Origin of the sequence: Rhodococcus sp. 27YEA15, assembly GCF_049739425.1 — a bacterium.
Lineage (GTDB): Bacteria > Actinomycetota > Actinomycetes > Mycobacteriales > Mycobacteriaceae > Rhodococcus_F.
Genome location: NZ_JBMHHW010000001.1, coordinates 3,032,036 through 3,055,133, shown reverse-complemented (window position 1 = coordinate 3,055,133; position 23,098 = coordinate 3,032,036). Strand labels below are relative to the sequence as shown.

Genomic DNA, 23,098 nt, shown 5'->3' with positions numbered 1-23,098 from the left:
AGTGTGCCGGGCTGTCGTCTTCGGCGTTGCGCCGAACGAACCGTTTCGAGGGCTCCGGTGGAGGGGCTGATCTCCGAGCCGAGTACGGTTCAGTCAGAACTAAACAGAGGTGCGTGCACGGGTACGTGCGTTGCGACGTTTGAGAGCGCGACGCTCGTCTTCGCTCATACCGCCCCAGACGCCGGCATCCTGACCCGACTCGAGTGCCCAGGAGAGGCATTCGGCGGTGACAGGGCAGCGGTTGCAGACAACCTTGGCATCAGCAATCTGCGCGAGGGCCGGTCCGCTGTTTCCCACGGGAAAGAACAGTTCGGGATCCTCGTCGCGACAGATTGCGTTGTGGCGCCAGTCCATCCTTTTCGCTCCTTTAACTGGGTGCATGTTTGCACCGTGATGTATTGATGAGTTTGTGTGTGCGTATCAATGTTTCCGCACTGTTACTTGTGAATGCTTTCACGAACTCGCGGTATGTCAATAGGTTTGCACAGGTTCGTGGGCCAACTCACTAAAAGTAGACATACCGTGCGGCCACCCTGCCGTTACCTCGATTTCACCCGCCGTCCGATGCTGCCTCGGCTCGTCTTCGCAGGTGAAGGCACCTATTGTGGCGGCAGCGGTGCTGGTGCGTAAACCTCGAGTGCCTCGGGAACCGACGTGAAGGTGACGTGACTGCGCAGCCCGAGATAGTCACCGTCCATTTGCAGTCCGATAGGTCTGCTCGACTCGATGGTCAGCGATTCGAGGTCGTCCTCACGGAGCAATATCTTCGATTTCGGTCCCGCGCCTGCCGCCAAAAGCTGGCGAACCACTCGCAACGAGGGAAGGATTCGGGTGCTCGTCATGGCGAAGATCCCGAGCCCGCCGTCGAAGCTGGTCCCCGGATTGGTGTGCACCGGTCGGGTGTCGAGGAAAGTCCACGGGCTCGAATTCGAGACGAAGGCATAGTGGACGCCGGGCACCGGATCCCGACCCGGAAGGTGCACGGTGAGTGCCGGTTCGGCGCGTTTTGCGCGGAAGAAGGCCGAGATCGACGAACGTACGTACCGCGCCGGCGTCACCGGTTCACCGTTCTTGCGACCGGCATCGACGGCGTCACACACTTCGGCATCGAGACCCATGCCCGCGTTGAAGGTGAACCACCGGTTGTCGCAGTGGGCGAGTCCGATCCGTCGCCTCGTGCGGGCGGACAGAAGATCGATCAACTGGTTGGTGGCGTCCACCGGGTCCGGCGCGATTCCGAGGGAGCGGGCGAAGACGTTCGCCGACCCGCCGGGAACCACCGCGATCGTGGGGATCGGTCCGACGGGTACCGATTTCATCGACGCGGGACGCGGTGTGCCGAGCAGACCGTTGACCACTTCGTTGACGGTGCCGTCGCCGCCGTGCACGATCACCGATCCGAATCCGTCGTCGTGTGCTGCTCTGGCGAGCTCGGCGGCATGCCCGCGGTGGGTGGTGTGTTCGACAGTGAGCCGAACTCGGCTCTCGAGAGCATGCGCCAACAGGTCTCGCCCTGCCGCGGTGGTCGACGTGGCATTGGGGTTGACGATCAACAGTGCGCGCACGGGGCATCAGCCTATCCGGTGGCGTGTTCTAGGCTTGCTTCGTGCCGAATACCGCAAGTCCGAATGCCCTTCCCACGACAGTCAGGTGGGCAGGTGCTCTCGTGACCCTGGAGGGACTGGTCGCCGCCGGATTCGCAGTTGTCCTCCTGGTCCGCGGAATCACCGGCCACGATCAGTCCGTCACCAACGGATACGGGTTGGCGGCCTGGATCGCCATCCTCGGCGGCGCAGTACTGGCCGCAGGTGTCGCTCTGCTGACGGGGCGTCGTTGGGGCCGGGCGATCGCGGTGGTCGCGCAACTACTGCTCCTTCCGGTGGCGTGGTCCCTGCTGACCGATTCACATCAGGTTCTACTCGGTGTTCTTCTCGGTATCGTGGTTCTCGCCGCGTTGGTGTTCCTGTTCTCGGCGCCGACTTCGCGGTGGATGGCGGCCGAGTACGGTCAGTTCGCCGACGAGATCTCGACGGAAGAAGAACCCCTTCCGGCCGACGACGATGCCACGATGATCGACGGGCCGGTGATCGACGGGCCGGTGATCGACGACTCGGTGGAGCAGAAGCCGGCTCGGCTCAAGCGTCGTGGACGCAAAGCCTGATCCGTTCGGTGTGTCAATGTGCCTGTGCGGCAAGCGTATCGAGATGTGAGCCGGTCAGGCGGTAGGTGACCCAGTCCGATTTCGCATCCGCGCCGAGCGATTCGTAGAACGCGATCGACGGTGCATTCCATGCCAGTACCGACCAGGACAATCGCGTGTAACCGTTGGCGGTGCATTCCCTGGCGAGTGCAGCCAGGAGATCCTTCCCGTGTCCAGAGCCGCGTCGGTCGGGTTTGACGTACAGGTCTTCGAGATAGATCCCGTGCACTCCGTCCCAGGTGGAGAAGTTGCGGAACCACAGCGCCATTCCCACGACGGCTCCGCCGTGCTCCACCGCCACGTGGGCGAAGGTGCTCGGGGCGTCGCCGAAGAGCGCTTCGGTGATCTGCTCGGGCCGCACCGTACATTCGGCTACGGCGTTCTGATATTCCGCTAGTTCGTAGATCATCTCGGTGATCGCGGGAACGTCGGAGGCAACGGCGCGTCGGATCATGTCGTCGATCCTAGGCTCCGGGTCGCGGCAGGGTGTTCACGGCCGCGGCGCCACGTTGTGGTGAACCAACTGTTCGGAACCGTGCTCGAACCCGAGGACCGAAAACGCGCCGGGGTCGAGTCCGAATCGCCTGCCCTCCGAGACCGGAAGACCGAGCCAACGTGCGATCAGCGCCCGGGAGAAGTGGCCGTGACCGATCGCCACCACATCGCGCTCGGGCAGTTGGGACCGCACCAGTGACAGCACCATATCGGTGCGTGCGTGGATCTGATCTGCCTGCTCGCCTCCAGGGCAGGGGTGTGTCCACACGGTCCACTCGGGAACGGTTTCCCTGATCTGCGCAGTGGTCAGGCCCTCGTAGTCGCCGTAGTCCCATTCGGCGAGGGCTTCCCACGACCGTTCCTCGGACAGACCTGCCAGCAGGCCCGTCCTGCGGGCGCGTTCTCGTGGGCTGGTCAACACCAGCGGATCGCGTAATTCGAGATCGGCCACTCGCTCGCCGGTGATACTTGCCTGGCGTTCGCCGAGAGCGGTCAGTGGAACATCGGTGCGACCGGTGTGTTTCCCGGTGCGAGCCCATTCCGTCTGGCCGTGGCGGATGAGTATCAGTCGGGCGTTCGGAGCTGTAGACATGCCGACCATGTTCTCAGGAGGCGGTGCCGACCGTGATGTCCGGAGGCTGGTGTGCGTGTCGCCGGATGGCCGGCATTGCCCGAGATTGCTGGAGAACGCGTGTACTGCTCGCCTCGTGGCCTCGAGTAGGCAAGGATCTGTCTGTGACTACGGTTCTGGCAGTGGCAAACCAAAAGGGCGGAGTGGCCAAGACCACGACGGTCGCTTCTCTCGGCGCAGCACTGGCCGCGATGGGGAAGCGGGTGCTTGTGGTCGACCTCGATCCACAAGGGTGTCTGACGTTCTCCCTCGGCCACAATCCCGATCGGCTCGAGCGTTCCGTCAACGAAGTTCTGGCCGGTGACGTCGAGGCGGCCGAGGTGATTCTCTCCACCGTCGACGACATGGATCTGCTTCCTGCAACCATCGATCTTGCCGGTGCGGAGGCGCTGCTGCTCATGCGTGCCGGCCGCGAGTTCGCCCTCAAGCGTGCATTGGCGCCGCTGTTGGGTCACTACGACGTGGTGGTCATCGACTGCCCGCCTTCGCTGGGTGTGCTGACGCTCAACGGGCTGACTGCGGCGCAGGCGGTGCTCGTGCCGTTGCAGTGCGAAACGCTCGCACATCGTGGGGTCGGGCAACTGCTGCGTACGGTCCGCGAGGTTCAGGCGATCACCAACCCCGATCTTGTTCTGCTCGGGGCACTTCCGACTCTGTACGACGCTCGCACGACGCACAGTCGGGACGTACTCGCCGATGTCAGTGATCGTTATTCGATGCCGGTTCTGGCGCCGCCGATCCCGCGTACCGTCAAATTCGCGGAGGCGTCCGCCTCAGGTGCGTCGGTACTCGCAGGGCGCAAGAACAAGGGTGCAGATGCGTACCGCGAACTGGCCGACAATCTGGTCCGGCATTGGGAGGGCGGAGCGGTCGCGACCTTCGCCGCCGAGTAGTTGCCCGCGCTGCGTGCGATCTGTCAGCGCAGCGCGAACAGGGTGTCGCCACGCTGCTCGAGTACGGTATCGCCCGCAGTGGTCAGAACGACCGGTCCGGTGAAACTGCCACGATCGACACCGATCATCCGCTGCACGGCGCCATCGGCCGGATCGACGGCGGCAACTCCGCCGGGAACCGGGATCAGGATCTGCCCGTCCACCGAAGTGCCCGGTCCGGACGTGCCGTTGACGATCCAAGTCGGAACCAGGTCGCCGAGTCGGAGATTGACCGTTCGTGTTCCGGTCCACCAGGTGATGGTGTTCTTTTCGGTGAACACCCGGGCGTTCTCGACCACCGGACCCTCGATCGGGTAGTCGACCAACGCATTGCCGGTGCCGTCGAAAATGCTTATGCGCGAGACGGTTCCGTTGCCGGCGGGGAGGTAGAGTGCAGTTTTTTCACCTGATACCGCGAGCACGCGGGCACCCTCGGAGTCCGGAAGGACGACCGAGCCGTACTCCTCCGGCTCCTGCGCGTCCTTGGGTGCTGGATTCATCAACGTCAGCCGATTCGAGGTGTCGTCCGGGCACTTTTCGAGTACGGACACCCGGTTACTGCTCGAGGCGGCGTCGAGCAATGTGCATCCTGCCCGTGGCTGTTTGTTCGGGTTCACCGGTGCGTCGACGCGACCGAATTCCAACGTGCGAACCAGATCCGAACGCCACAGCTCCATCCGTGCGTCGCCGCGCGAGATGACGTAGGTGCCGTCGGCCGACAAGGTCACGGCCGGATCGGCGTCGCTGTTACGTTGGTCCTTGCGGGCTCCGGTTGCGCCGGTCAGGGACGTCACCTGCGAGCATCCACGATCATCCCGGTAGACCGTCACCACGCGGTCCCACGTTCCGAGGATCCCGCACAGGTCCTTGTTGCGGGAGTAACGCCACACCTCGTCTCCGGAGGCAGGGTTACGTCCGACTACGTCCCCGCCCTGGGCGGTGACCACCGCATTACCTTCGACCACCGGAGTTGCCGAAGCCGCACTCGGAGCGCTCCACACCTCGGTCAACACGTCGGGCAGCGTCACCGATGTCGACAAGGGGGGAAGTTCGGTCTCGGCGGTCACCGAGGTGGTGCCGCGAGCGTCACTACGTAGCCACACGACGGTGATTGCCGCGACGAGGGCCACGGCGATACCGAGCGCGAACATCACATCGGAGCGGGTACGTCGCTCGGGAGCCAGCACGGACGCAGCTTACTCTGCGGCACCTGCCGGGGTACTCGCCGAGGAACGGCGGCGACGGCGGCGCGGCGGCGCGGCGGTGTCCGAGTCGGTGGCAGATTCGACCGCAACAGCTTCGGTGGCGGACGCGGCTGCAACAGCCTCGGGGGCCGCGGTCACCGTATCCGTGGTCACGGCAGCGTCGGTGCCGGCGGTCGCTGCAGCTCCGCCGCGAGTTCGCCGACGGGTGCGAGTCCGTCGGGGAGTGGACTTCTCTGCGTCGGCGGGCTCGGAAGTGCGCGCGTCGACGACCGGTGCGCTCTTTTTCTCCGCAACCGGCTCGACGATCTTCGGCTTGCGAATGGTGCCCTTTGCGCCCTCGGGGATGGAGAGTTCCTCGTAGAGATGCGGTGAACTCGAGTACGTCTCCACCGGGTCGGGAATTCCGAGGCTCAGCGCCTTGTCGATGAGCTGCCAGCGAGGGATGTCGTCCCAGTCGACCAGCGTGACGGCGATACCGGTGCGGCCGGCGCGACCGGTACGACCGATCCGGTGCACGTAGGTCTTCTCGTCCTCGGGGCACTGGTAGTTGATGACGTGGGTGACGTCGTCGATGTCGATACCGCGGGCGGCGACGTCGGTCGCGACCAGCACGTCGACCTTGCCGTTACGGAAGGACTTGAGCGCCTTTTCGCGGGCGATCTGGCCGAGGTCGCCGTGCACGGCTCCGACGGAGAATCCGCGTTCGGCGAGGTCGTCCGCGACTTTCTGTGCGGTCCGCTTGGTGCGGGTGAAGATCATCGTCGCGCCGCGGCCCTCGGCCTGCAGGACACGGGCGACCATCTCGGCCTTGTCGAGAGCGTGCGCGCGGTAGATGTGCTGACTCGTGCGATCGTGCACAGCCGAGGACTCGGCTTCTTCGGCACGGATATGCGTCGGCTGGGTCAGGAAGGTGCGGGCCAGCGTGATGATGGGTCCGGGCATCGTCGCCGAGAACAGCAAGGTCTGACGCTTGTCCGGCACCATGCCCATGAGGCGTTCGATATCCGGAAGGAACCCGAGATCGAGCATCTCGTCGGCCTCGTCGAGGACCAGGACCCCGACCTTGCCCAGGATCAGATGGGCCTGATTGGCCAGGTCGAGCAGGCGACCGGGCGTTCCGACGACGACGTCGACACCCTTTTGCAGTGCGGCGATCTGAGCTTCGTAGGGACGCCCACCGTAGATCGGCAGCACCTGCAGGCCTCGATCACCGACCCGGAGATACTTGCTGGCATTCTCGAGATCGCGTGCAACCTGGATGCAGAGTTCACGCGTCGGAACGATGATCAACGCGCGCGGGGTGCCGTCCAGGGCTGCGGTGCCGTTCGCGGCGGTGGCGATGCGATGGAGCAGCGGAACACCGAAGCCGAAGGTCTTGCCCATTCCGGTTCGGGCCTGACCGATGAGGTCGTCGCCGGCAAGAGCGAGCGGAAGTGTGAGTTCCTGGATTGCGAAGGTGCGTTCGATGCCGATCTCGTCGAGAGCGCGCACGATCTCGTCGCGGACGCCGAGTTCGGAGAACGTCGGGGGTACGTGGGTTTCGTCGAGTTGGACGGACACCAAGTTCTCGGTGACGTCGTCTTCGTGGTCGACAGTGATCTTGCTCAGGGGACTGGCCTTTCCTCGTGGCGGTACGCACGCACGAGGTGAGGGGCAAGGTCGTCGATCGACCGTTGTCGTTGCCCTCTTTCTTCGTCGGTTCGCCTACGTCGCCCGGAGTCGACGTGGACGCTGGTGATGCGTCCGACGGCCTCGGCGAAACGGGCGACTACCTTCGATGCAGGTGCGCGCACATTATCGGTGGGGTTCGTGATGGATATGGTCGACCTGACCTGCCGATACGCCTCTGTGCGCCTCGGACGGACTCGTCTCGTGCACTGTACGAAACCGAGTGCTCCTCCCGGACACAGTCGCTTCGAGCGCAGCCGAGTGGGGCCGATCGGGTGAACAGTCGAACTCCCGGGCCTCATTGTAGCTGCTCGTGCGTCCGATCCGAGTCGATCATGTCGAAGATCACCGATCGGGGCCTGAAATGCGAGGTCGGGCACCGGGTAGCTCGGGCCGTGAGTCCGAACGGGAGCCGAGCGGACCGCCATGTCGAAGATCACTGTTGCCTGTCGGTGTGACTTGACGGTCGTCGACGGCGGAAACGCACTACAGTTTGGAACCATGGGCGCACACGATCTCCAGACTTCGACCGCCGGCGGAACCGGACGTATCGCTTCCGATCATCCCGGGATGATCGACTTGTTCGCCGTACTCGCCTACGGGGAGATTTCGGCTTTCTATCGATTGTCGGAAGACGCGCAGATGGCGCCGGATCTGCGCGGGCGAGTCGCGTTGGCAAGTATGGCCGCAGCCGAAATGGCGCACTTCGAAACTTTGCAAGCAGCCTTGACGGACCGAGGGCTCGACATATTCGAAGTCATGGACCCGTTCGTTCGAGCCCTGGACAATTATCACGCGTCCACCATCCCGTCGACCTGGTTGGAGTCGTTGGTCAAGGCGTATGTCGGTGACGGCATCGCAGCCGACTTCTACCGTGAAATCGGGCATTCACTGCCGGCGGGCGCGGCCGAGATCGTCGAGGACGTCCTGTCGCAGACCGGGCACTCCGAGTTCGTCGTGCTCGAAGTCAGGGCGGCCGTCGAGGCAAGTGGCCGCGCCAAGGACCGGTTGATGCTGTGGGGTCGGCGTCTACTCGGCGAAGCCATCACCCAGGCTCAGTTCGTGCTGGCTCAGCGTGAAGATCTCACAGATCTGGTGATCTCGGCCTCCGGAGACCTCAACGGGGTGGTGGCGTTGTTCGACGGTATGCAGGCCAAGCACGCCGAGCGGATGGCAGTTCTCGGACTCGTCTGAAGTCGATCGGCGGCTGAGGTTTCGTCGGCGTGGCGTGGCGTGCTCGATCTTGGTGAAGGTTGAATGTAGCTCTGCATCAGTATGTTTCGGCTGTCTGCCCCTCTGTCGAGGTGGCTTCGGTATCGACGCGTTTGCGCCGTGGATCACCTTCGCGCGGGACGGGTGATCAGTGCAGGATCGGTGAGCCGTCCCGATTGGAGGTGCGCCGTTGTGCCGATGAGTCGCCGCCAGGTGCGAGTTCGCAGGGTGCGAGGCTCTCCGACGCGATGGTGGGGCGCAATGTCGTGCTCTGTTTCGGTGACAGCAGGGCGGTGGTTGCCGTCCCCCTCCGGCCTGTTCGCTGTGGGCACAGCGTGCGGGCGAGCATCCGGGACTGTTGCTGCATTAGCCTTGCCTGGACAGTTGATGTATTTCACGAACAGTTCGGAGGTTGGCCGTGGAGGTCAAGATCGGTGTAATCGACAGCCCGCGTGAGCTCATCGTCAACAGCGAGCAGACCCCCGACGAGGTCGAGGCGTTGGTGGCGGGTGTGCTCGGTGGCGCCGAGTCCGTTCTTTCGCTCGTCGACGACAAGGGCCGTAAGTTCCTGGTCCAGGCAAGTCGAGTGGCGTATGTGGAGATCGGGCCTTCTGATATTCGCAAGGTCGGGTTTGCGCCCACCCTCTGACGAAGTCGGGCTCGGGATTACCGTCTGACGAAGTCGGGCTCGGGATTACCGTCTGACGAAGTCGGGCTGAGGATTACCGTCTGGCACGTGCACGAGTAGGGCGGGTAGTCGTGATGACTACCCGCCCTACTCGTGCACGGAAGATCAGCGGTTCTCCGGCTGGAGTGGTACGCGGGAGAGTCCGCCCCAGGCCAGGGACACGGTGATCTCCACGGCTTCTTCTTTGGGGATGGGACGGGCGGCCTCGAGCCAGTATCTGGCGGTGAACTGGCTTGCGCCGACAAGTCCGACTGCCAGGATTCGAGCGCGGTACGGGTCGAGTCCGGAATCGTGGCTGACCAGGTCGAAGACGGCGTCGACGCACGCTTCGGTGGCTTGCTCGACACGAATCTGTACTTGCGGCTCACCCATGATGTCTGATTCGAATACCAGGCGGAAGCCTTGGGAGTCGTTGTCGACGAAGTCGAAGAACGCTTGAACTGCGGCGCGAACGCGCTGCTTGTTGTCGGTTGTCGAGCGCAGGGCCTGGCGGACACCGGAGATCAGGCTGTCGACGTAGCTCTGCAACACCGCCACGTACAGTTCCAGCTTGCCGGGGAAGTGCTGGTAGAGGACGGGTTTGCTGACACCCGCGCATTCGGCGATCTCGTCCATTCCCGCGGAGTGATATCCGTTGGCCACGAATACCTCGCTGGCTGCTGCCAGCAGTTGCAGTCGGCGCGCGTCTCGGGGAAGGCGGGTGCTGCGACGTGTTCCGGCAGGCTTACCGGCCGTTGTGCCGCGATCGGCGTCGGTCCGATCCGCGAGTTCTGTCATGTCGCTTCCAATCTGAGCACGAGTAAAGTCGGCTGCCACACGGATCCGACGATTTCGCATTTGCGTACTCGCCAGTATCCTCCGTCACACCGGGAGTAGCCGGATGAAACGATACCGTGTCCCGGCGGCGGCTCTGCCCTCTGTCCGATTCTGCGTTCGGGTGGGGCGTTCGAGGTCGAGATTCGACGGGCAGCACGGCTCTGCGGTCCTGTGGATCCCTCGTATGGCCGACGGTGCGGGGACACGCCACCGGCTTGGCCTTTCGATCAGGACGGCGGGACGGTTGCGGTGTATGAGATTCTGGAGTGGTGACTGACCCAGGGGGACCGCGCATGCGTGGACGAACTTCGCAGAACCCTGACCGCGACGAATTTCCAGGACGCGGCCCGGGGGAGGACGTATGGGATCCGCACGGGGTCGACTACCGGGACTCGGAGGTTCGCGACACCCTCGACGACGGTGGACGAGATTATCGCGGAATTTCGTCGCATCAGCCCTTGCGGGCGCAGTGGGATCCCACCCGTCGGGACTCCGGCAAGATCGCCCGCAGTCCGCGGCCTGATCGTGGAGCGCGTAAGCAGAGCCGACTCGGCCGGTTCGTGGCCACGTACGGTTGGCGGGCGTACGCGATTCCGGTCCTCGTCGCGTTGACGATCTTCGTGATCTACGACGCCGTCCGGCCGGTTCCCGAGGATGCCGGGTCGGTTCCTCCGACAGCGGACATCGCGCACAGCACCGACGGTACGTCCGTGATCGGGGCGCCTCCGGCCGGGGACGGATCGTTCGCGTCGTCGATTCCTTCGGGTGCGCTTCCGGACGGTGGGTTGTTCGCGGTTTCCGGTGCGGGAACATGGCATGTGGTGCCGGGAACAAGTGCCAAGGTCGGGCAAGGGACCGAACGCGAGTTCACGTACACCGTCGAGATCGAGGACGGAGTGGACACCGCGGGATTCGGTGGGGACGAGTCGTACGGTCGGATGGTCGATCAGACCTTGGCCAACCCGAAGAGTTGGACCAACGACCCGAGAGTGGCGTTCCGGCGGATCGACAACGGCAAGCCGGACTTTCGTATCTCGCTCACTTCGCAGATGACGATTCGGGACGGCTGCGGGTACGAGATCGAACTGGAGGGGTCCTGCTACAACCCGGGAATGGGTCGGGTCCTGATCAACGAGCCGAGGTGGGTACGCGGTGCCATCTCGTTCCAGGGCGACATCGGTTCGTATCGGCAGTATCAGATCAATCACGAGGTGGGGCATGCGATCGGTTATGCCGCGCATCAGCCGTGCGAGACCGAGGGTGGGCTGGCGCCGATCATGATGCAACAGACGTTCGGTACCGCGAACGACGACATCGCCAAGTTGGACCCCGCCGGCGTCGTCCCGATGAACGGTCTGACGTGTCGTTTCAACCCGTGGCCGTACCCCAGAGCGTGAACATGTTTCGACCACATCTCGATATAGGAGTTTGACGGTGCCCGCACCAACTGTCGTCCTGCCACCGCTGGTGGATCCTGCTGCGTCGTTGACCCGCGAGGAGGTTGCCCGCTACAGCAGACACTTGATCATTCCGAATGTCGGTTCGGTCGGTCAGCGCCGACTCAAGAACGCGAAGGTGCTGTTCATCGGGGCAGGGGGATTGGGTTCTCCGGCGCTGCTCTATCTGGCTGCGGCAGGCGTGGGGACCATCGGCATCGTCGAGTTCGACGAGGTGGACATGTCGAATCTGCAACGTCAGGTGATTCACGGGCGCTCTGACGTGGGACGGTCGAAGGCGGTCAGTGCGCGGGAGTCGATAGGCGAGCTGAACGAACACGTGACCGTGCGACTGCACGAAGTTCGTCTCGACAACGACAATGCGGTCGAGTTGTTCTCCGAATACGATCTGATCCTCGACGGGACCGACAATTTCGCGACGAGATACCTGGTCAACGATGCTGCAGTGCTGGCGGGCAAGCCCTACGTGTGGGGTTCGATCTACCGTTTCGAGGGTCAGGTCTCGGTGTTCTGGGAGGACGCCCCGGACGGTCTGGGGCTGAACTACCGCGATTTGTATCCGGAGGCGCCGCCGCCGGGAATGGTGCCTTCGTGCGCCGAGGGCGGAGTTCTCGGGGTTCTGCCTGCGACCATCGGTTCCTTCATGGCGACCGAAGCCGTGAAGCTGATCACCGGTATCGGCGAGCCGTTGCTCGGCCGGCTGATGATCTACGACGCTCTCGCCATGAGTGTCCGTACTATCCGGCTGCAACGTGATCCGGCGCGGGAGCCGATCACCGAGCTGATCGACTACGACGCGTTCTGTGGGGTGGTTTCGGAAGAGGCGAGCGCGGCGGTGGTGGGTTCGACCATCACGGCCCCGGAGCTGAAGGCGTTGATCGACGGCGGTCGTGAGATCGAGTTGATCGATGTCCGAGAACCGGTCGAATGGGACATAATGCGTTTACCTGGTGCGGTGCTCGTGCCCAAGGATCGCATCCTCTCCGGCGATGCGCTGGCATCGTTACCGCAGAACAGGCAGCTTGTTCTGTACTGCAAGACCGGAATCAGGTCGGCGGAAGCACTCGCGTTTCTCAAGAGTGCAGGCTTCGCGGATGCAGTCCACGTGCAAGGTGGTGCGATCGCCTGGGCCAATCAGGTGGACGCCAGTTTGCCGGTTTACTAGGCGCGCCTTACGCGATCTGGCGGCCCGGCACCGGTAGCGTTGTGGCGTGAGCACTGGCCAACCTCCCCAACACGTGTGCTCCACCTTCGGCCTCCGTGAGGTGGATCCGGTCCCGCTCGGTGCGGATTGGGACGGCGGGTGGCTGTGTGGAGATGTCGTTCTTTCCGCTGTCGCCGACCATGCCCGTGCAGCCTGGTCGGCCAAGGTGCGCGAGAGTCTCGAAGTCGACGGGGTTCGACTTGCCAGGCCGGTGCGCTCGACCGACGGTCGCTACGTGGTGTCCGGCTGGCGGGCAGACACCTTCATCGTCGGTACTCCGGAACCGCGGCACGACGAAGTGGTGTCCATGTCGTGTCGGCTGCACGCCGCGACGGCCGCCCTCGAGCGCCCCCGATTCCTCGCTCAGCCGCCGGTTCCGCCGTGGGCCGAGGTCGATGTGTTCGTCGCCGCGGATCGTGCTGCGTGGGAGACGGTTCCGCTGCGTATCGCCAAGGGCGTCGAACAGATGGAATCTCCGACGCCGGACGGCCGGAAGAGCCTCGAGTTGATCGCCGGGCTGGCGACGTTGCGGAAACCGATCCGTAGTCCTGACCAACTGGTTCACGGTGATCTGTTCGGTACGGTGTTGTTCTCCGGCAATCTCGCTCCCGGTATCACCGACATCACGCCGTATTGGCGACCGGCGAGTTGGGCGGCCGCCGTGGCGGTGGTGGACGCGATCTCGTGGGGCGGTGCGGACGAGGCGCTGATCGGCCGTTGGGAAGATCTGCCGGAATGGCCGCAGATGCTCCTTCGCGCCGTCATGTTCAGGCTGGCGGTTCACGTCCTGCATCCGCGGTCCACGGCGGACGCGTTCCCCGGTTTGGCTCGGACGTCGGACGTCGTGCGGTTGTTGCTCTGACGATCTTTCGCGGATTCGGTTCACCGGTCAGCCGAAATCGGCGACCACACTCTCGAACAAGTCGCGGGCAGCGTTGGCTGCGGTGACGCTGTCACCGGCGATGACGGCTTCGACCAGGGCGGTGTGCTCGCCGTGGAAACCCTGGCCGGTAGCTTCGGTGTGCTGACGGACCGTGGTTTCGATGACCGGTAGTAGCGAGTCGTAGAACTCGAGATAGACGGCGTTGTGGCTGGCGGCGACAATCGCCCGGTGGAGGGCGATGTCCGCGCTCGTGGCGGCGGCGATGTCCTGGGCTTCCCAGGCGGCGCTGCGGGTGTGCAGTAGAAGCGTCAGATCGGTGATGTCGTCGTCGGTGCGCCTGGTTGCCGCCAGCCCCGCTGCCGTGGTGTCGAGAGCGCGCCGCAATTCGATCACATCACGTTCGTGGGCTCCGGCGAAGTAGGTGTCGAGTGTTCCGCCGAGGTCGGAGATCGCCACGACATAGGTCCCCGACCCTTGGCGGCGTTCGAGCATTCCCGCGTGAACGAGCGCTTGAACGGCCTCACGTACCGTGTTTCGTCCGGTTCCGGTCAGTTCGGTCAGCTCCGGTTCCGTGGGAATTCGGGTGCCCACCGGCCATGTCCCGCTACGGATTTCAGTGCGGAGCAGTTCGGTGACTTGAGTGATGAGGCCGGCGCGGCGAACGGTGTGCACGTAGATAATTCCTCGGAAGTCGAATCGGCGGGCGAGTCAGGGTGACAGTGTCCTATATTACTGTGCTTGTGCGATTTCATCCGGTCATCCTATGATTTGTCGGTGACTGCCCAACTCCAGAGAACAGCCGCCCGCTCGCTGGTGAAGGGTCGGGCACTCGTCTTCGCGGCCATCGTGATGTCGGCCCTGGTACTTCGACTCGCCGTGACGTCCTTCTCGCCCCTCGCCGCAGAAATTCGCGAAGAGATCGGTTTCTCGGCGTCGGTGGTCGGAATCTTCGGTATGGTTCCGACTCTCATGTTCGCGGTGTTCGGGCTGGTGACACCGTTCGTCGCCAAACGTATCGGGCTCGAACGCACTGCCCTTCTCGCCATGCTGATGGCGGGAACCGGCATCCTGTTGCGCGCGGTGATGTCGTCGACGTGGTCGCTTCTCGCGCTGTCGGCGTTGGCGCTCGCGGGTATGGGCATCGGCAACGTCGTCATTCCGCCGCTGGTCAAACGCTACTTCTCGGACAAGCTCGCAGTGATGAGCTCGGTCTACATCGGCGCGGTTCAGCTCGGCACGATAGTTCCGGCATTCGTCGCGGTGCCGGTGGCGGACGCATTCGGATGGCGGTTCTCGCTCGGGTGGTGGTCGGTATTCGGTTTCGCAGCGGCGGTGCCCTGGTTGATCACCCTCGTCCAGGCACGCAGGACGGTCGAGTCCGAAGCGCACCCGGACTCCGCGCCGGCAACCGCACCGGAACGTGGTCAGGTCTGGCGGTCCCCGGTGGCCTGGGGAATGGCGGCAATGTTCGGCATGACCTCGCTGATCACGTATTCGATGTTCACCTGGATTCCGACGATCCTGCACGATGCCGGAGCCAGTGATGCGTTCAGTGGTTCGATGGTCGGGATGTTCTCGGTGATCGGACTGGTTGCGGCCTTCGCCGCGCCCACGTTGTGCGCGCGGATGACCAATCCATTTCCCATCGTGATCGTGTGTGCCTTCTGCTATCTGATCGGATTCGCCGGATTGTACTTCGCTCCGATGACCGCCCCGATCGTGTGGATCCTGATTCTGGGCTTCGGCCCGAGCGCCTTTCCGATGGCACTGACCTTGATCAATCTGCGGACGCGTACGCATGTCGGCTCCTCGGCGCTGTCCGGATTCACGCAGGGGCTCGGGTACACCGTTGCCTGCCTCGGTCCACTACTGGTCGGTGTTCTCCACGACGCGACGAACGGGTGGAGCGTGCCGTTCTTCTTCCTGACGGTGGCGGTAGGGGTCGGGTTGGCCGGCGCCTACGTCGCATGCAAGCCGCGTATGCTCGAGGATTCGTGGCACGCTCCGTCGCGGTAAGAGGTGGGTGCAGCAGATCTCACAGCCGGCCCGGTCTGCAGGTGAGGATCAATTGACGTCCAGGTCATCGCGGGCAGCAGCGGCGCAATATCTCCTTTCTACGGTGGGGTCTCCCACGTATTCAGGAGGACCTGGTGAGTCACTACATCGAGAAATGGGATGCCGAGGACGTCGACGCCTGGGAGTCCGGCGGTAAGGACATCGCCAGACGAAACCTGATCTGGTCGGTGGTGGCCGAGCACGTCGGCTTCTCGATCTGGTCGATCTGGTCCGTGATGGTGTTGTTCATGCCCGTCGAGGTGTACGGCATCGATGCGGCAGGAAAGTTTTTCCTGGTGGCCGTTCCCACGTTGGTGGGTTCGATCCTTCGCATCCCGTACACGGTGGCGACCGCACGTTTCGGCGGGCGGAACTGGACGGTGATGAGCGCACTGTTCCTGCTGGTGCCCACCACTCTCACGTTGATTCTGATGCTGAACCCCGGTGCGTCGTACACCACGTTCATGGTGGTGGCGGCCACTGCCGGTATCGGCGGCGGCAACTTCGCCTCGTCGATGACCAATATCAACGCGTTCTACCCGCAGCGCCTCAAAGGGTGGGCACTCGGGTTGAACGCCGGCGGCGGCAACATCGGTGTGCCGACGATCCAGTTGATCGGTCTGTTGGTGATCGCCACGGTGGGCAACCGCGCGCCGTATCTGGTGTGTGCGGTGTACCTGATGTTCATTGCGGTTGCGGCGGTGGGTGCTTCGCTGTTCATGGACAATCTGGGGAACCAGAGGTCGGATCTTCGTTCGATGGCGAAGGCTTTGAAGTTCTCCGAATCCTGGGTGATCAGCTTCCTTTACATCGGTACGTTCGGATCGTTCATCGGATTCAGCTTCGCGTTCGGGCAGATCTTGCAGATCAATTTCCTGGCCGGTGGTGCGACGGCGACGCAGGCAGCGCTGCACGCCGCTCAGATAGCGTTCGTCGGGCCACTGCTCGGCTCGATCGCCCGGCCGATCGGCGGCAAACTCGCCGACCGTATCGGCGGCGGCAAGATCACGATGTGGACGTTTGTCGCCATGGCGCTCGCCGCGTCGGTTCTGGTGACGGCCGGGACGGTGGACGACAACACGGTCGGCGCCGCGAGCGCCGCGATCATGGTGGCCTTCGTGCTCGGATTCATCGCGTTGTTCCTGCTGTCGGGTATCGGCAACGGGTCGGTCTACAAGATGATTCCGGCGATCTTCGAGGCGAAGGCGCAGAGTTTCGCCGAGATGGATCGCGAGGCGAAGGCTGTGTGGTCGCGCGGCATATCCGGCGCGCTCATCGGATTCGCCGGTGCGGTAGGTGGTTTGGGTGGAGTCGGCATCAATCTGGTGTTACGGGCGTCGTACAACAGTCCGGCCAAGTCGGCCACCATGGCGTTCTGGGTGTTCCTCGCCTTCTACCTCGCCTGCATCGTCATGACCTGGTTCGTGTTCCTGCGTAGGCCGTCGACAAGCAACTCCGATGTCGACGACGCGAGAATTCCGGTCGGCGTATGACCACCACGTCCCCGGCGGATCTGCTCGTCACGACGCCGACACATTGTCCGTACTGCGGCCTTCAGTGCGCGATGGCAGTGACCCGGGACGACGGGGCGCCGGTTCCGGCCAGATCGGCCACGGTCGGCGGACGTCGTTTCCCCACCAACCGTGGCGGTTTGTGCCAGAAGGGTTGGACCAGCGCGGAATTGTTACGCACTCCGGATCGGCTGACGACGCCGCTGATGCGCTGTGGCGGCGAACTTCGCCCGGTCGGGTGGGACGAGGCGCTGGATCGGGTCGTGGCCGGCGTGCAGAGCGCCCAGGCGCGCAGCGGCCGTGACGCGGTGGCGATCTTCGGCGGCGGCGGTCTCACCAACGAAAAGGCCTACATGCTGGGTAAATTCGCGCGAGTGGCGGTGAAGACCGCGAACATCGACTACAACGGCAGGTTCTGCATGTCGTCGGCAGCGGCGGCGGGCATCAGGAGTTTCGGGCTGGACCGGGGCCTGCCCTTTCCGGTGAGTGATCTGACGTCGGCGACGGCAATTCTGCTGCTGGGCGCCAATGTCGCGGAGACGATGCCGCCGCTGGTCGGGCATCTGGACACGGCGATTGCGGCGGGTGGGCTGATCGTGGCCGATCCCCGGCGTACGGCGACGGCGGAGCGGGCGCTCAGCGGTGGCGGAGTTCATCTGCAACTCGGTCCGGGAACCGATCTGGCGCTCGCACTCGGCCTGATGCACATCGCGGTGGTGGAGGGGTGGGTCGACCGTGAGTACGTCGACGCCCGGACATCCGGGTTCGACGACGCGTGGCTCGCGGCAGCGCAATGGTGGCCGCAGCGGACCGAGCGGGTCACCGGGGTGCCGGTCGGTCAGTTGCGTCGCGCCGTCGAATTACTTTGGAAAGCAAGACAGTCGGATGCAGGATCGTACATTCTGTCAGCGCGCGGAACGGAACAGCATGCCAGCGGAACCGATACCGTGTCGGCCGTCATCGGGCTCGCGCTCACTCTCGGCCTGCCGGGTCGCGTCGGCAGCGGGTACGGGTGCATCACCGGCCAGGGCAACGGCCAAGGTGGCCGCGAGCACGGACAGAAAGCCGATCAGCTTCCCGGATATCGCAAGATCGCCGATCCGGTGGCGCGCGCCCACGTCGCGGCGGTGTGGGGGATCGAGGCCGACGAACTCCCGGGTCCGGGGCGCAGTGCCTACGAACTGCTCGACGCACTCGGGCAGCCCGGCGGCCCGGAAGTCCTCCTGGTGCACGGCGCCAACCTCGCGGTGTCCGCACCGCGGGCCGGCCACGTCGTAGACCGGTTGAGGGCGTTGGATTTGCTGGTGGTCTCGGATTTCGTCCTGTCGGAGACGGCGGCGTTGGCCGATGTCGTACTGCCGGTATTGCAGTGGGCGGAAGAAGAGGGGACCACCACCAGTCTCGAAGGGCGGGTGCTTCGTCGGCGACGCGCGGTGGACGCGCCGGAAGGCCCGCGTAGTGAATTACGCGTGTGGTCCGAGATCGCGCAGCGGCTCGGTCAACCGGGCGAGCGGTTCCCCACCGAACCGGCAGTGGTCTTCGAGGAGTTGCGACGCGCGTCCGCCGGTGGGATCGCCGACTACTCCGGTATCAGCTACGGCCGTCTCGACACGGGTGAGGCCCTGCACTGGCCCTGCCCGAGCGTCGATCATCCGGGCACGCCCCGCCTGTTCCTCGACGAATTCGCCACTCCGGACGGGCGTGCGCAGTACGTCTGCGTCGAACATCGTGGGCCGGTGGAGACGGTGGACGCGCAGTATCCGCTGGTGGCGACGACGGGACGTGTTCTCGCGCACTACCAGTCGGGCGCCCAGACCAGGCGCGTTCCGGAATTGGTGGCCGCTGCCGGTGACATGTTCGTCGAGGTTCATCCGGACACCGCTCGCCGGGTGGACCTCTCCGACGGCGACGTGGCTGCCGTCGCCAGTCGGCGGGGACGGATGGAAGCGACGGTGCGTTGTGTCGATTCGATGCGGCTGGACACGATTTTCCTGCCCTTCCATTTCGCCGGTGATGCCCGGGCCAATCTGCTGACCAATCCGGCGCTGGACCCTACCAGTCGGATGCCGGAGTTCAAGGTCTGCGCGGTCCGGCTCGAACCGGTCGGTGAATCGTGAAGCGGCGCATCGTGATAGTGGGCAACGGTATGGCCGGTTCGCGCGCGGCCGAGGAGTTGCGTCGTCGTACGGCTGCGGAGTCACTCGAGATCGTGTTGATCGGTGACGAGTTGCATGCGCCCTACAACCGGATTCTGTTGTCGAACGTTCTGGCCGGCGGCCTCACGGCGCGCGATGTCCGACTCAAACCTGACCAGTGGTGGGCCCGCCAGGAGATCGATGTCCGCCACGGGAGCGCGGTGTTCGGGATCGATCCCACCGAGCGACGGGTGCTCTGCGTCGACGGAACCGCGATCGGGTACGACGACCTGATCCTCGCCACCGGCAGTCGGGCTGTCGTGCCCCCGGTCGTCGGAGCACTCGACGGGGCGGGCGGGTTCGTACCAGGCGTCGCCACCTTCCGGACGCTCGACGACTGCGCCCGGATCATCGAGGCGTCCACTTCCGGAACGGCGGCCGTGGTGCTCGGCGGCGGCCTGTTGGGTATCGAGGCGGCGCGTGGTCTGCGGATGCGCGGTGTCGACGTCACGGTCGTGCATCCCAAGGATTTTCCGATGGAACGTCAGATGGACGCGGACGGCGGGGCCGTACTGACCCGGGTGCTCGAGAGCGTCGGCGTCGGGGTCGTCCTGGGCAGACGGGTGACGGAATTCGGTGACTCGCAAGTAGTGCTCGACGACGGAAGTCGACTCCGGGCAGATCTTCTCGTTCTCTCGGCCGGAATTCGGCCGTGCGTCGAGTTGGCCGAGCGTGCCGGCGTGAGCGTCGGACGCGGGATCCTGGTGGACGACGAACTGCGCACCGACGTCGACGGTATCCGGGCGATCGGGGAGTGCGCCGAGCATCGCGGTGAGGTGTACGGGTTGGTGCAACCCGGTTGGGAACAGGCCGCCGTGGTGGCAGAGCTGCTCACCGGTACCGATTCGAAGGCGAACTACACCGGAACCGCACTCTCGACCAGGTTGAAGGCACCCGACATCGACCTGGCGTCGATGGGTGACGTCGATGCCACGACGCTCAGCCGTGCGGTGGAGGTCACCACCGTCGTGGACGCGAGCCGGGGCACTTACGCCAAGATCGTCGTCAAGGACGAGCGCCTGGTGGGTGCGTTGTTGCTCGGGGTTCCCGATGTGGTCGGGACTGTGACGCAACTGTTCGATACACAACTTCCGGTTCCGCCCGACCGGATCGCGCTCCTGACCGGGCGGGCCACCGGTGCCGCTGTCGAATCGGTGAGTCCTTCGGGTATGCCGGGTTCGGCGGTGATCTGCCGCTGTAATTCGGTGACCAAGTCGGATTTGACGACGGCCTGGAAGTCGGGTGCACGATCTGCGGATGCACTGGTTTCGGCCACCCGGGCAACTACGGGCTGCGGGGGGTGCAGCGGGGCGGTCGCCGGTATCTGCCAGTGGCTGACGTCGGTCGATCCCGCAGTCACCGGGAACTCACTGGACACACGGGAAGAAGGTGCGGCATGAGTAAATCGGTAGTGGTCGTGGGCCACGGAATGGTCGGACATCGTTTTGTCGAAGCCCTGCGCTCCCGGGACGAATCCGGCCTCTGGTCGGTGACGATCCTGTGCGAAGAGAGGTACCCCGCTTACGATCGGGTGGGGCTCTCGTCCTACGTGGGAGTGTGGGATCCGAAAGAACTTGCCTTGTCCGGCAACGACTTCGACGGTGACGATTTGGTCGATCTCCGGGTGGGCGAGGGTGCGGTCTCGATCGACAAGGGCACGCGTACCGTCACGACCACTGCCGGCCGCACGCTGCCGTACGACGCGCTGGTGATGGCGACCGGTTCTTCCCCCTTCGTGCCGCCGGTGCCCGGTCACGACGGCGCCGGCTGCTTCGTCTATCGCACCCTCGACGACCTGGACGGCATTCGGTCGGCGGCAGCGAGCGCGGGGCCGGGAGCTGTCGGGGTGGTGGTCGGTGGCGGGCTGCTCGGCCTCGAAGCAGCACATGCACTCTCACGCCTGGGTATGGCAGCGCACGTGGTCGAGCACAACCCGAGGCTGATGCCGAGACAGGTGGACGAGGGCGGTGGGGCGCTGCTCGCCCGCCTGGTCACCGAGCTCGGCTTGACGGTGCACACCGGCGTCGGAACCGCGGGAATCACGCAGTCCGAGGAGGGAATCGTGGTCGAGCTGTCCGACGGTTCGACGATCGACGCAGCACTGCTGGTCTTCTCGGCCGGTGTGCGTCCGCGCGACCTGCTGGCCCGTGAGGCGGGAATTGCGGTAGGGGAGCGCGGCGGAATCCTGACCGATGTCGGCTGCCGGACGTCGGACGAGAATGTCTACGCCATCGGCGAGTGCGCAGCCGTGGAAGGCCGCTGCTACGGACTGGTCGCGCCGGGGTACTCGACGGCCGAGGTCGTGGCTGATCGCCTGCTCGGTGGCGGCGCGCAGTTCCCGGGTGCAGACATGTCCACGAAGCTCAAGTTGATGGGTGTCGACGTCGCCAGTTTCGGTGATGCGCTGGCGACCGCTTCCGGTGCCCTCGAGGTGGTTCTGAGCGATGCGGCCAAGGGGACGTACGCCAAGCTGGTGGTCTCCGACGACGCGAAGATCCTGCTCGGCGGCATTCTGGTCGGAGATGCCTCGGCGTACTCGTCGCTGCGTCCTCTGGTCGGACGCGAACTGCCCGGCGATCCGGCTACGTTGATCTCGCCTGTCGGCGAAAAACCGGGGGCGGGTTCGCTGCCCGATGACGCCGAGGTGTGCTCGTGCAATGCCGTCACCAAGGCGACGATCTGCGGCGCGATCGCCGACGGTGCCTGTGACATCGCGTCGGTGAAATCCTGCACCGGAGCCGGAACGACCTGTGGTGGATGCCTTCCCACCGTCAAGCAACTACTCGCCGAGTCGGGTGTCGTGATGTCGAAGGCGCTGTGTGAGCACTTCGCGCAGTCGCGGGCCGAGTTGTTCCAGATCGTGCAGTCGACACAGACACGAACGTTCTCCGCGCTGATCACCAAGTACGGCAAGGGCGCAGGCTGTGACATCTGCAAACCCGTTGTCGCGTCGATTCTGGCGTCGACCGATTCCGATCACATCCTGCACCGCATGCAGGCGTCGTTGCAGGACACCAACGACCATTTCCTGGCCAACATCCAGAAGAACGGAACGTACTCGGTAGTGCCTCGGATGCCGGGCGGCGAGGTGACGGCTGAGCAACTGATCGTGATCGGCGAGGTGGCACGCGATTTCGGCCTTTACACCAAGATCACCGGCGGCCAGCGGATCGATTTGTTCGGTGCCCGCGTCGAGCAGTTGCCGGCGATCTGGAAGCGACTGGTCGATGCCGGAATGGAATCCGGTCAGGCGTACGGCAAATCGTTGCGGACGGTGAAGAGTTGTGTCGGTTCGAGTTGGTGTCGATACGGGGTCCAGGATTCGGTGGGCATGGCGGTGAGTCTCGAGAATCGTTACCGCGGCCTGCGTTCGCCGCACAAGATCAAGTTCGGGGTATCCGGTTGTGCCCGAGAATGCGCCGAGGCGCGCGGCAAGGACGTCGGTGTCATCGCGACGGAGAACGGTTGGAACCTGTATGTCGGTGGAAATGGCGGCCAGTCGCCCAAGCACGCCCAACTTCTCGCCGGCGGTCTGGATGACAAGACTCTGGTCAGTTACATCGATCGGTATCTCATGTTCTACATCCGCACCGCCGACCGACTGCAGCGCACCGCGCCGTGGGTGGATTCGCTCGACGGCGGCCTCGAGCACCTGAAAGCTGTCGTCTGCGCGGACAGCCTCGGAATCGGTGCGGAACTCGAAGCGCTGATGGACAAGCACGTGGCCGGCTATCAGGACGAATGGGCGGGTGTTCTCGGTGATCCGGAGAAGTTGTCGAGATTCGTGTCCTTCGTCAATGCCCCTGATCAGTCCGACCCGACCGTGGTCTTCGACGAGACCGGGGCGCGCAAGGTTCCCGTTCTGATGGGGATGCCGAGCCTTCCCACGCGCCGGTAATCGCTGTGTAACCCGTGGGAAACACGGTGTCCGTACAAACGTAGATGA

Annotated in this window: 19 protein-coding genes and 1 pseudogene; 12 read left to right on the top strand and 8 right to left on the bottom strand. The window is 64.4% G+C overall.

Going from position 1 to position 23,098, the window contains the following annotated elements; translation table 11 throughout:
• Nucleotides 1-99: 99 nt before the first annotated feature.
• A complete protein-coding gene (locus tag ABH922_RS14310; protein WP_003940950.1) occupies nucleotides 100-354 on the bottom strand; it encodes a WhiB family transcriptional regulator in 255 nt (84 codons plus the stop codon).
• Between the two features lie 245 nt (nucleotides 355-599).
• Nucleotides 600-1,565 carry a diacylglycerol/lipid kinase family protein gene (locus ABH922_RS14305; RefSeq protein ID WP_424807541.1) on the bottom strand — a complete coding sequence of 322 codons (966 nt, stop codon included), beginning with the start codon at nucleotides 1,563-1,565 and terminating at the stop codon, nucleotides 600-602.
• 41 nt (nucleotides 1,566-1,606) lie between these two features.
• Between ABH922_RS14305 and ABH922_RS14300 the strand changes: the two are divergent.
• Nucleotides 1,607-2,020, top strand: a pseudogene (locus ABH922_RS14300) (hypothetical protein); the annotation flags it as partial.
• Between the two features lie 154 nt (nucleotides 2,021-2,174).
• Here ABH922_RS14300 and ABH922_RS14295 read toward each other — a convergent pair.
• A complete protein-coding gene (locus ABH922_RS14295) occupies nucleotides 2,175-2,654 on the bottom strand; it encodes an N-acetyltransferase family protein (RefSeq protein WP_424807540.1) in 480 nt (159 codons plus the stop codon).
• Between the two features lie 36 nt (nucleotides 2,655-2,690).
• The gene (locus ABH922_RS14290; protein ID WP_424807539.1) at nucleotides 2,691-3,287 is read right to left on the bottom strand and encodes an acid phosphatase; all 597 of its coding nucleotides are present in this window, start codon (nucleotides 3,285-3,287) and stop codon (nucleotides 2,691-2,693) included.
• A 143-nt stretch (nucleotides 3,288-3,430) separates the two neighbouring features.
• Here ABH922_RS14290 and ABH922_RS14285 point away from each other — a divergent pair, with 143 nt between their 5' ends.
• Entirely contained in the window at nucleotides 3,431-4,219 is a 789-nt protein-coding gene (locus tag ABH922_RS14285; RefSeq protein ID WP_424807538.1) for a ParA family protein, read from the top strand.
• 23 nt (nucleotides 4,220-4,242) lie between these two features.
• Here ABH922_RS14285 and ABH922_RS14280 read toward each other — a convergent pair whose 3' ends face one another.
• Both ABH922_RS14280 and ABH922_RS14275 read right to left on the bottom strand, forming a co-directional pair.
• On the bottom strand, nucleotides 4,243-5,445 hold the full coding sequence (locus ABH922_RS14280; RefSeq protein ID WP_424807537.1) for a hypothetical protein: 1,203 nt from the start codon (nucleotides 5,443-5,445) through the stop codon (nucleotides 4,243-4,245).
• 9 nt (nucleotides 5,446-5,454) lie between these two features.
• Nucleotides 5,455-7,023 carry a DEAD/DEAH box helicase gene (locus tag ABH922_RS14275; protein WP_424807536.1) on the bottom strand — a complete coding sequence of 523 codons (1,569 nt, stop codon included), beginning with the start codon at nucleotides 7,021-7,023 and terminating at the stop codon, nucleotides 5,455-5,457.
• Nucleotides 7,024-7,632: 609 nt separating this feature from the next.
• Between ABH922_RS14275 and ABH922_RS14270 the strand changes: the two genes are divergently transcribed.
• Together ABH922_RS14270 and ABH922_RS14265 are read left to right on the top strand one after the other, a co-directional pair.
• Complete coding sequence (locus ABH922_RS14270; protein ID WP_424807535.1) at nucleotides 7,633-8,325, top strand: ferritin-like fold-containing protein; 693 nt, start codon at nucleotides 7,633-7,635, stop codon at nucleotides 8,323-8,325.
• Nucleotides 8,326-8,761: 436 nt separating this feature from the next.
• Nucleotides 8,762-8,992 (top strand): DUF3107 domain-containing protein, encoded by a 231-nt coding sequence (locus ABH922_RS14265; protein ID WP_424807534.1) that lies wholly within the window; start codon nucleotides 8,762-8,764, stop codon nucleotides 8,990-8,992.
• Nucleotides 8,993-9,136: 144 nt separating this feature from the next.
• On the opposite strand, the gene ABH922_RS14260 is transcribed toward ABH922_RS14265, so the two are convergent.
• Nucleotides 9,137-9,808, bottom strand: coding sequence for a TetR/AcrR family transcriptional regulator (locus tag ABH922_RS14260; RefSeq protein WP_424807533.1), 672 nt, complete (start codon nucleotides 9,806-9,808; stop codon nucleotides 9,137-9,139).
• A 332-nt stretch (nucleotides 9,809-10,140) separates the two neighbouring features.
• Between ABH922_RS14260 and ABH922_RS14255 the strand changes: the two genes are divergently transcribed.
• From ABH922_RS14255 to ABH922_RS14245, 3 genes are read left to right on the top strand one after another with little or no spacing between them, the layout of a single operon-like run.
• Nucleotides 10,141-11,244 carry a DUF3152 domain-containing protein gene (locus tag ABH922_RS14255; RefSeq protein WP_424807532.1) on the top strand — a complete coding sequence of 368 codons (1,104 nt, stop codon included), beginning with the start codon at nucleotides 10,141-10,143 and terminating at the stop codon, nucleotides 11,242-11,244.
• A 37-nt stretch (nucleotides 11,245-11,281) separates the two neighbouring features.
• The gene (moeZ, locus tag ABH922_RS14250; protein WP_424807531.1) at nucleotides 11,282-12,469 is read left to right on the top strand and encodes an adenylyltransferase/sulfurtransferase MoeZ; all 1,188 of its coding nucleotides are present in this window, start codon (nucleotides 11,282-11,284) and stop codon (nucleotides 12,467-12,469) included.
• A 46-nt stretch (nucleotides 12,470-12,515) separates the two neighbouring features.
• Nucleotides 12,516-13,370, top strand: a complete 855-nt coding sequence (locus ABH922_RS14245; RefSeq protein WP_424807530.1) for a TIGR02569 family protein — start codon at nucleotides 12,516-12,518, stop codon at nucleotides 13,368-13,370.
• Between the two features lie 27 nt (nucleotides 13,371-13,397).
• Here the strand turns inward: ABH922_RS14245 and ABH922_RS14240 are convergent, their stop codons facing one another.
• Nucleotides 13,398-14,063, bottom strand: a complete 666-nt coding sequence (locus ABH922_RS14240) for a FadR/GntR family transcriptional regulator (RefSeq protein ID WP_424807529.1) — start codon at nucleotides 14,061-14,063, stop codon at nucleotides 13,398-13,400.
• Between the two features lie 102 nt (nucleotides 14,064-14,165).
• Between ABH922_RS14240 and ABH922_RS14235 the strand changes: the two genes are divergently transcribed.
• From ABH922_RS14235 to nirB, 5 genes are all read left to right on the top strand, one after another.
• Nucleotides 14,166-15,407: a CynX/NimT family MFS transporter gene (locus ABH922_RS14235; RefSeq protein WP_424807528.1), complete on the top strand. Its 1,242-nt coding sequence runs from the start codon at nucleotides 14,166-14,168 to the stop codon at nucleotides 15,405-15,407.
• A gap of 131 nt (nucleotides 15,408-15,538) precedes the next feature.
• Nucleotides 15,539-16,939 carry a nitrate/nitrite transporter gene (locus tag ABH922_RS14230; protein WP_424809678.1) on the top strand — a complete coding sequence of 467 codons (1,401 nt, stop codon included), beginning with the start codon at nucleotides 15,539-15,541 and terminating at the stop codon, nucleotides 16,937-16,939.
• On the top strand, nucleotides 16,936-19,074 hold the full coding sequence (locus tag ABH922_RS14225; RefSeq protein WP_424807527.1) for a molybdopterin oxidoreductase family protein: 2,139 nt from the start codon (nucleotides 16,936-16,938) through the stop codon (nucleotides 19,072-19,074). The genes ABH922_RS14230 and ABH922_RS14225 overlap by 4 nt, the downstream gene beginning before the upstream one ends.
• Complete coding sequence (locus tag ABH922_RS14220) at nucleotides 19,071-20,552, top strand: FAD-dependent oxidoreductase (RefSeq protein ID WP_424807526.1); 1,482 nt, start codon at nucleotides 19,071-19,073, stop codon at nucleotides 20,550-20,552. Before ABH922_RS14225 ends, ABH922_RS14220 begins: the two co-directional genes overlap by 4 nt.
• The gene (nirB, locus tag ABH922_RS14215) at nucleotides 20,549-23,050 is read left to right on the top strand and encodes a nitrite reductase large subunit NirB (RefSeq protein WP_424807525.1); all 2,502 of its coding nucleotides are present in this window, start codon (nucleotides 20,549-20,551) and stop codon (nucleotides 23,048-23,050) included. The genes ABH922_RS14220 and nirB overlap by 4 nt, the downstream gene beginning before the upstream one ends.
• Nucleotides 23,051-23,098: the final 48 nt, after the last annotated feature.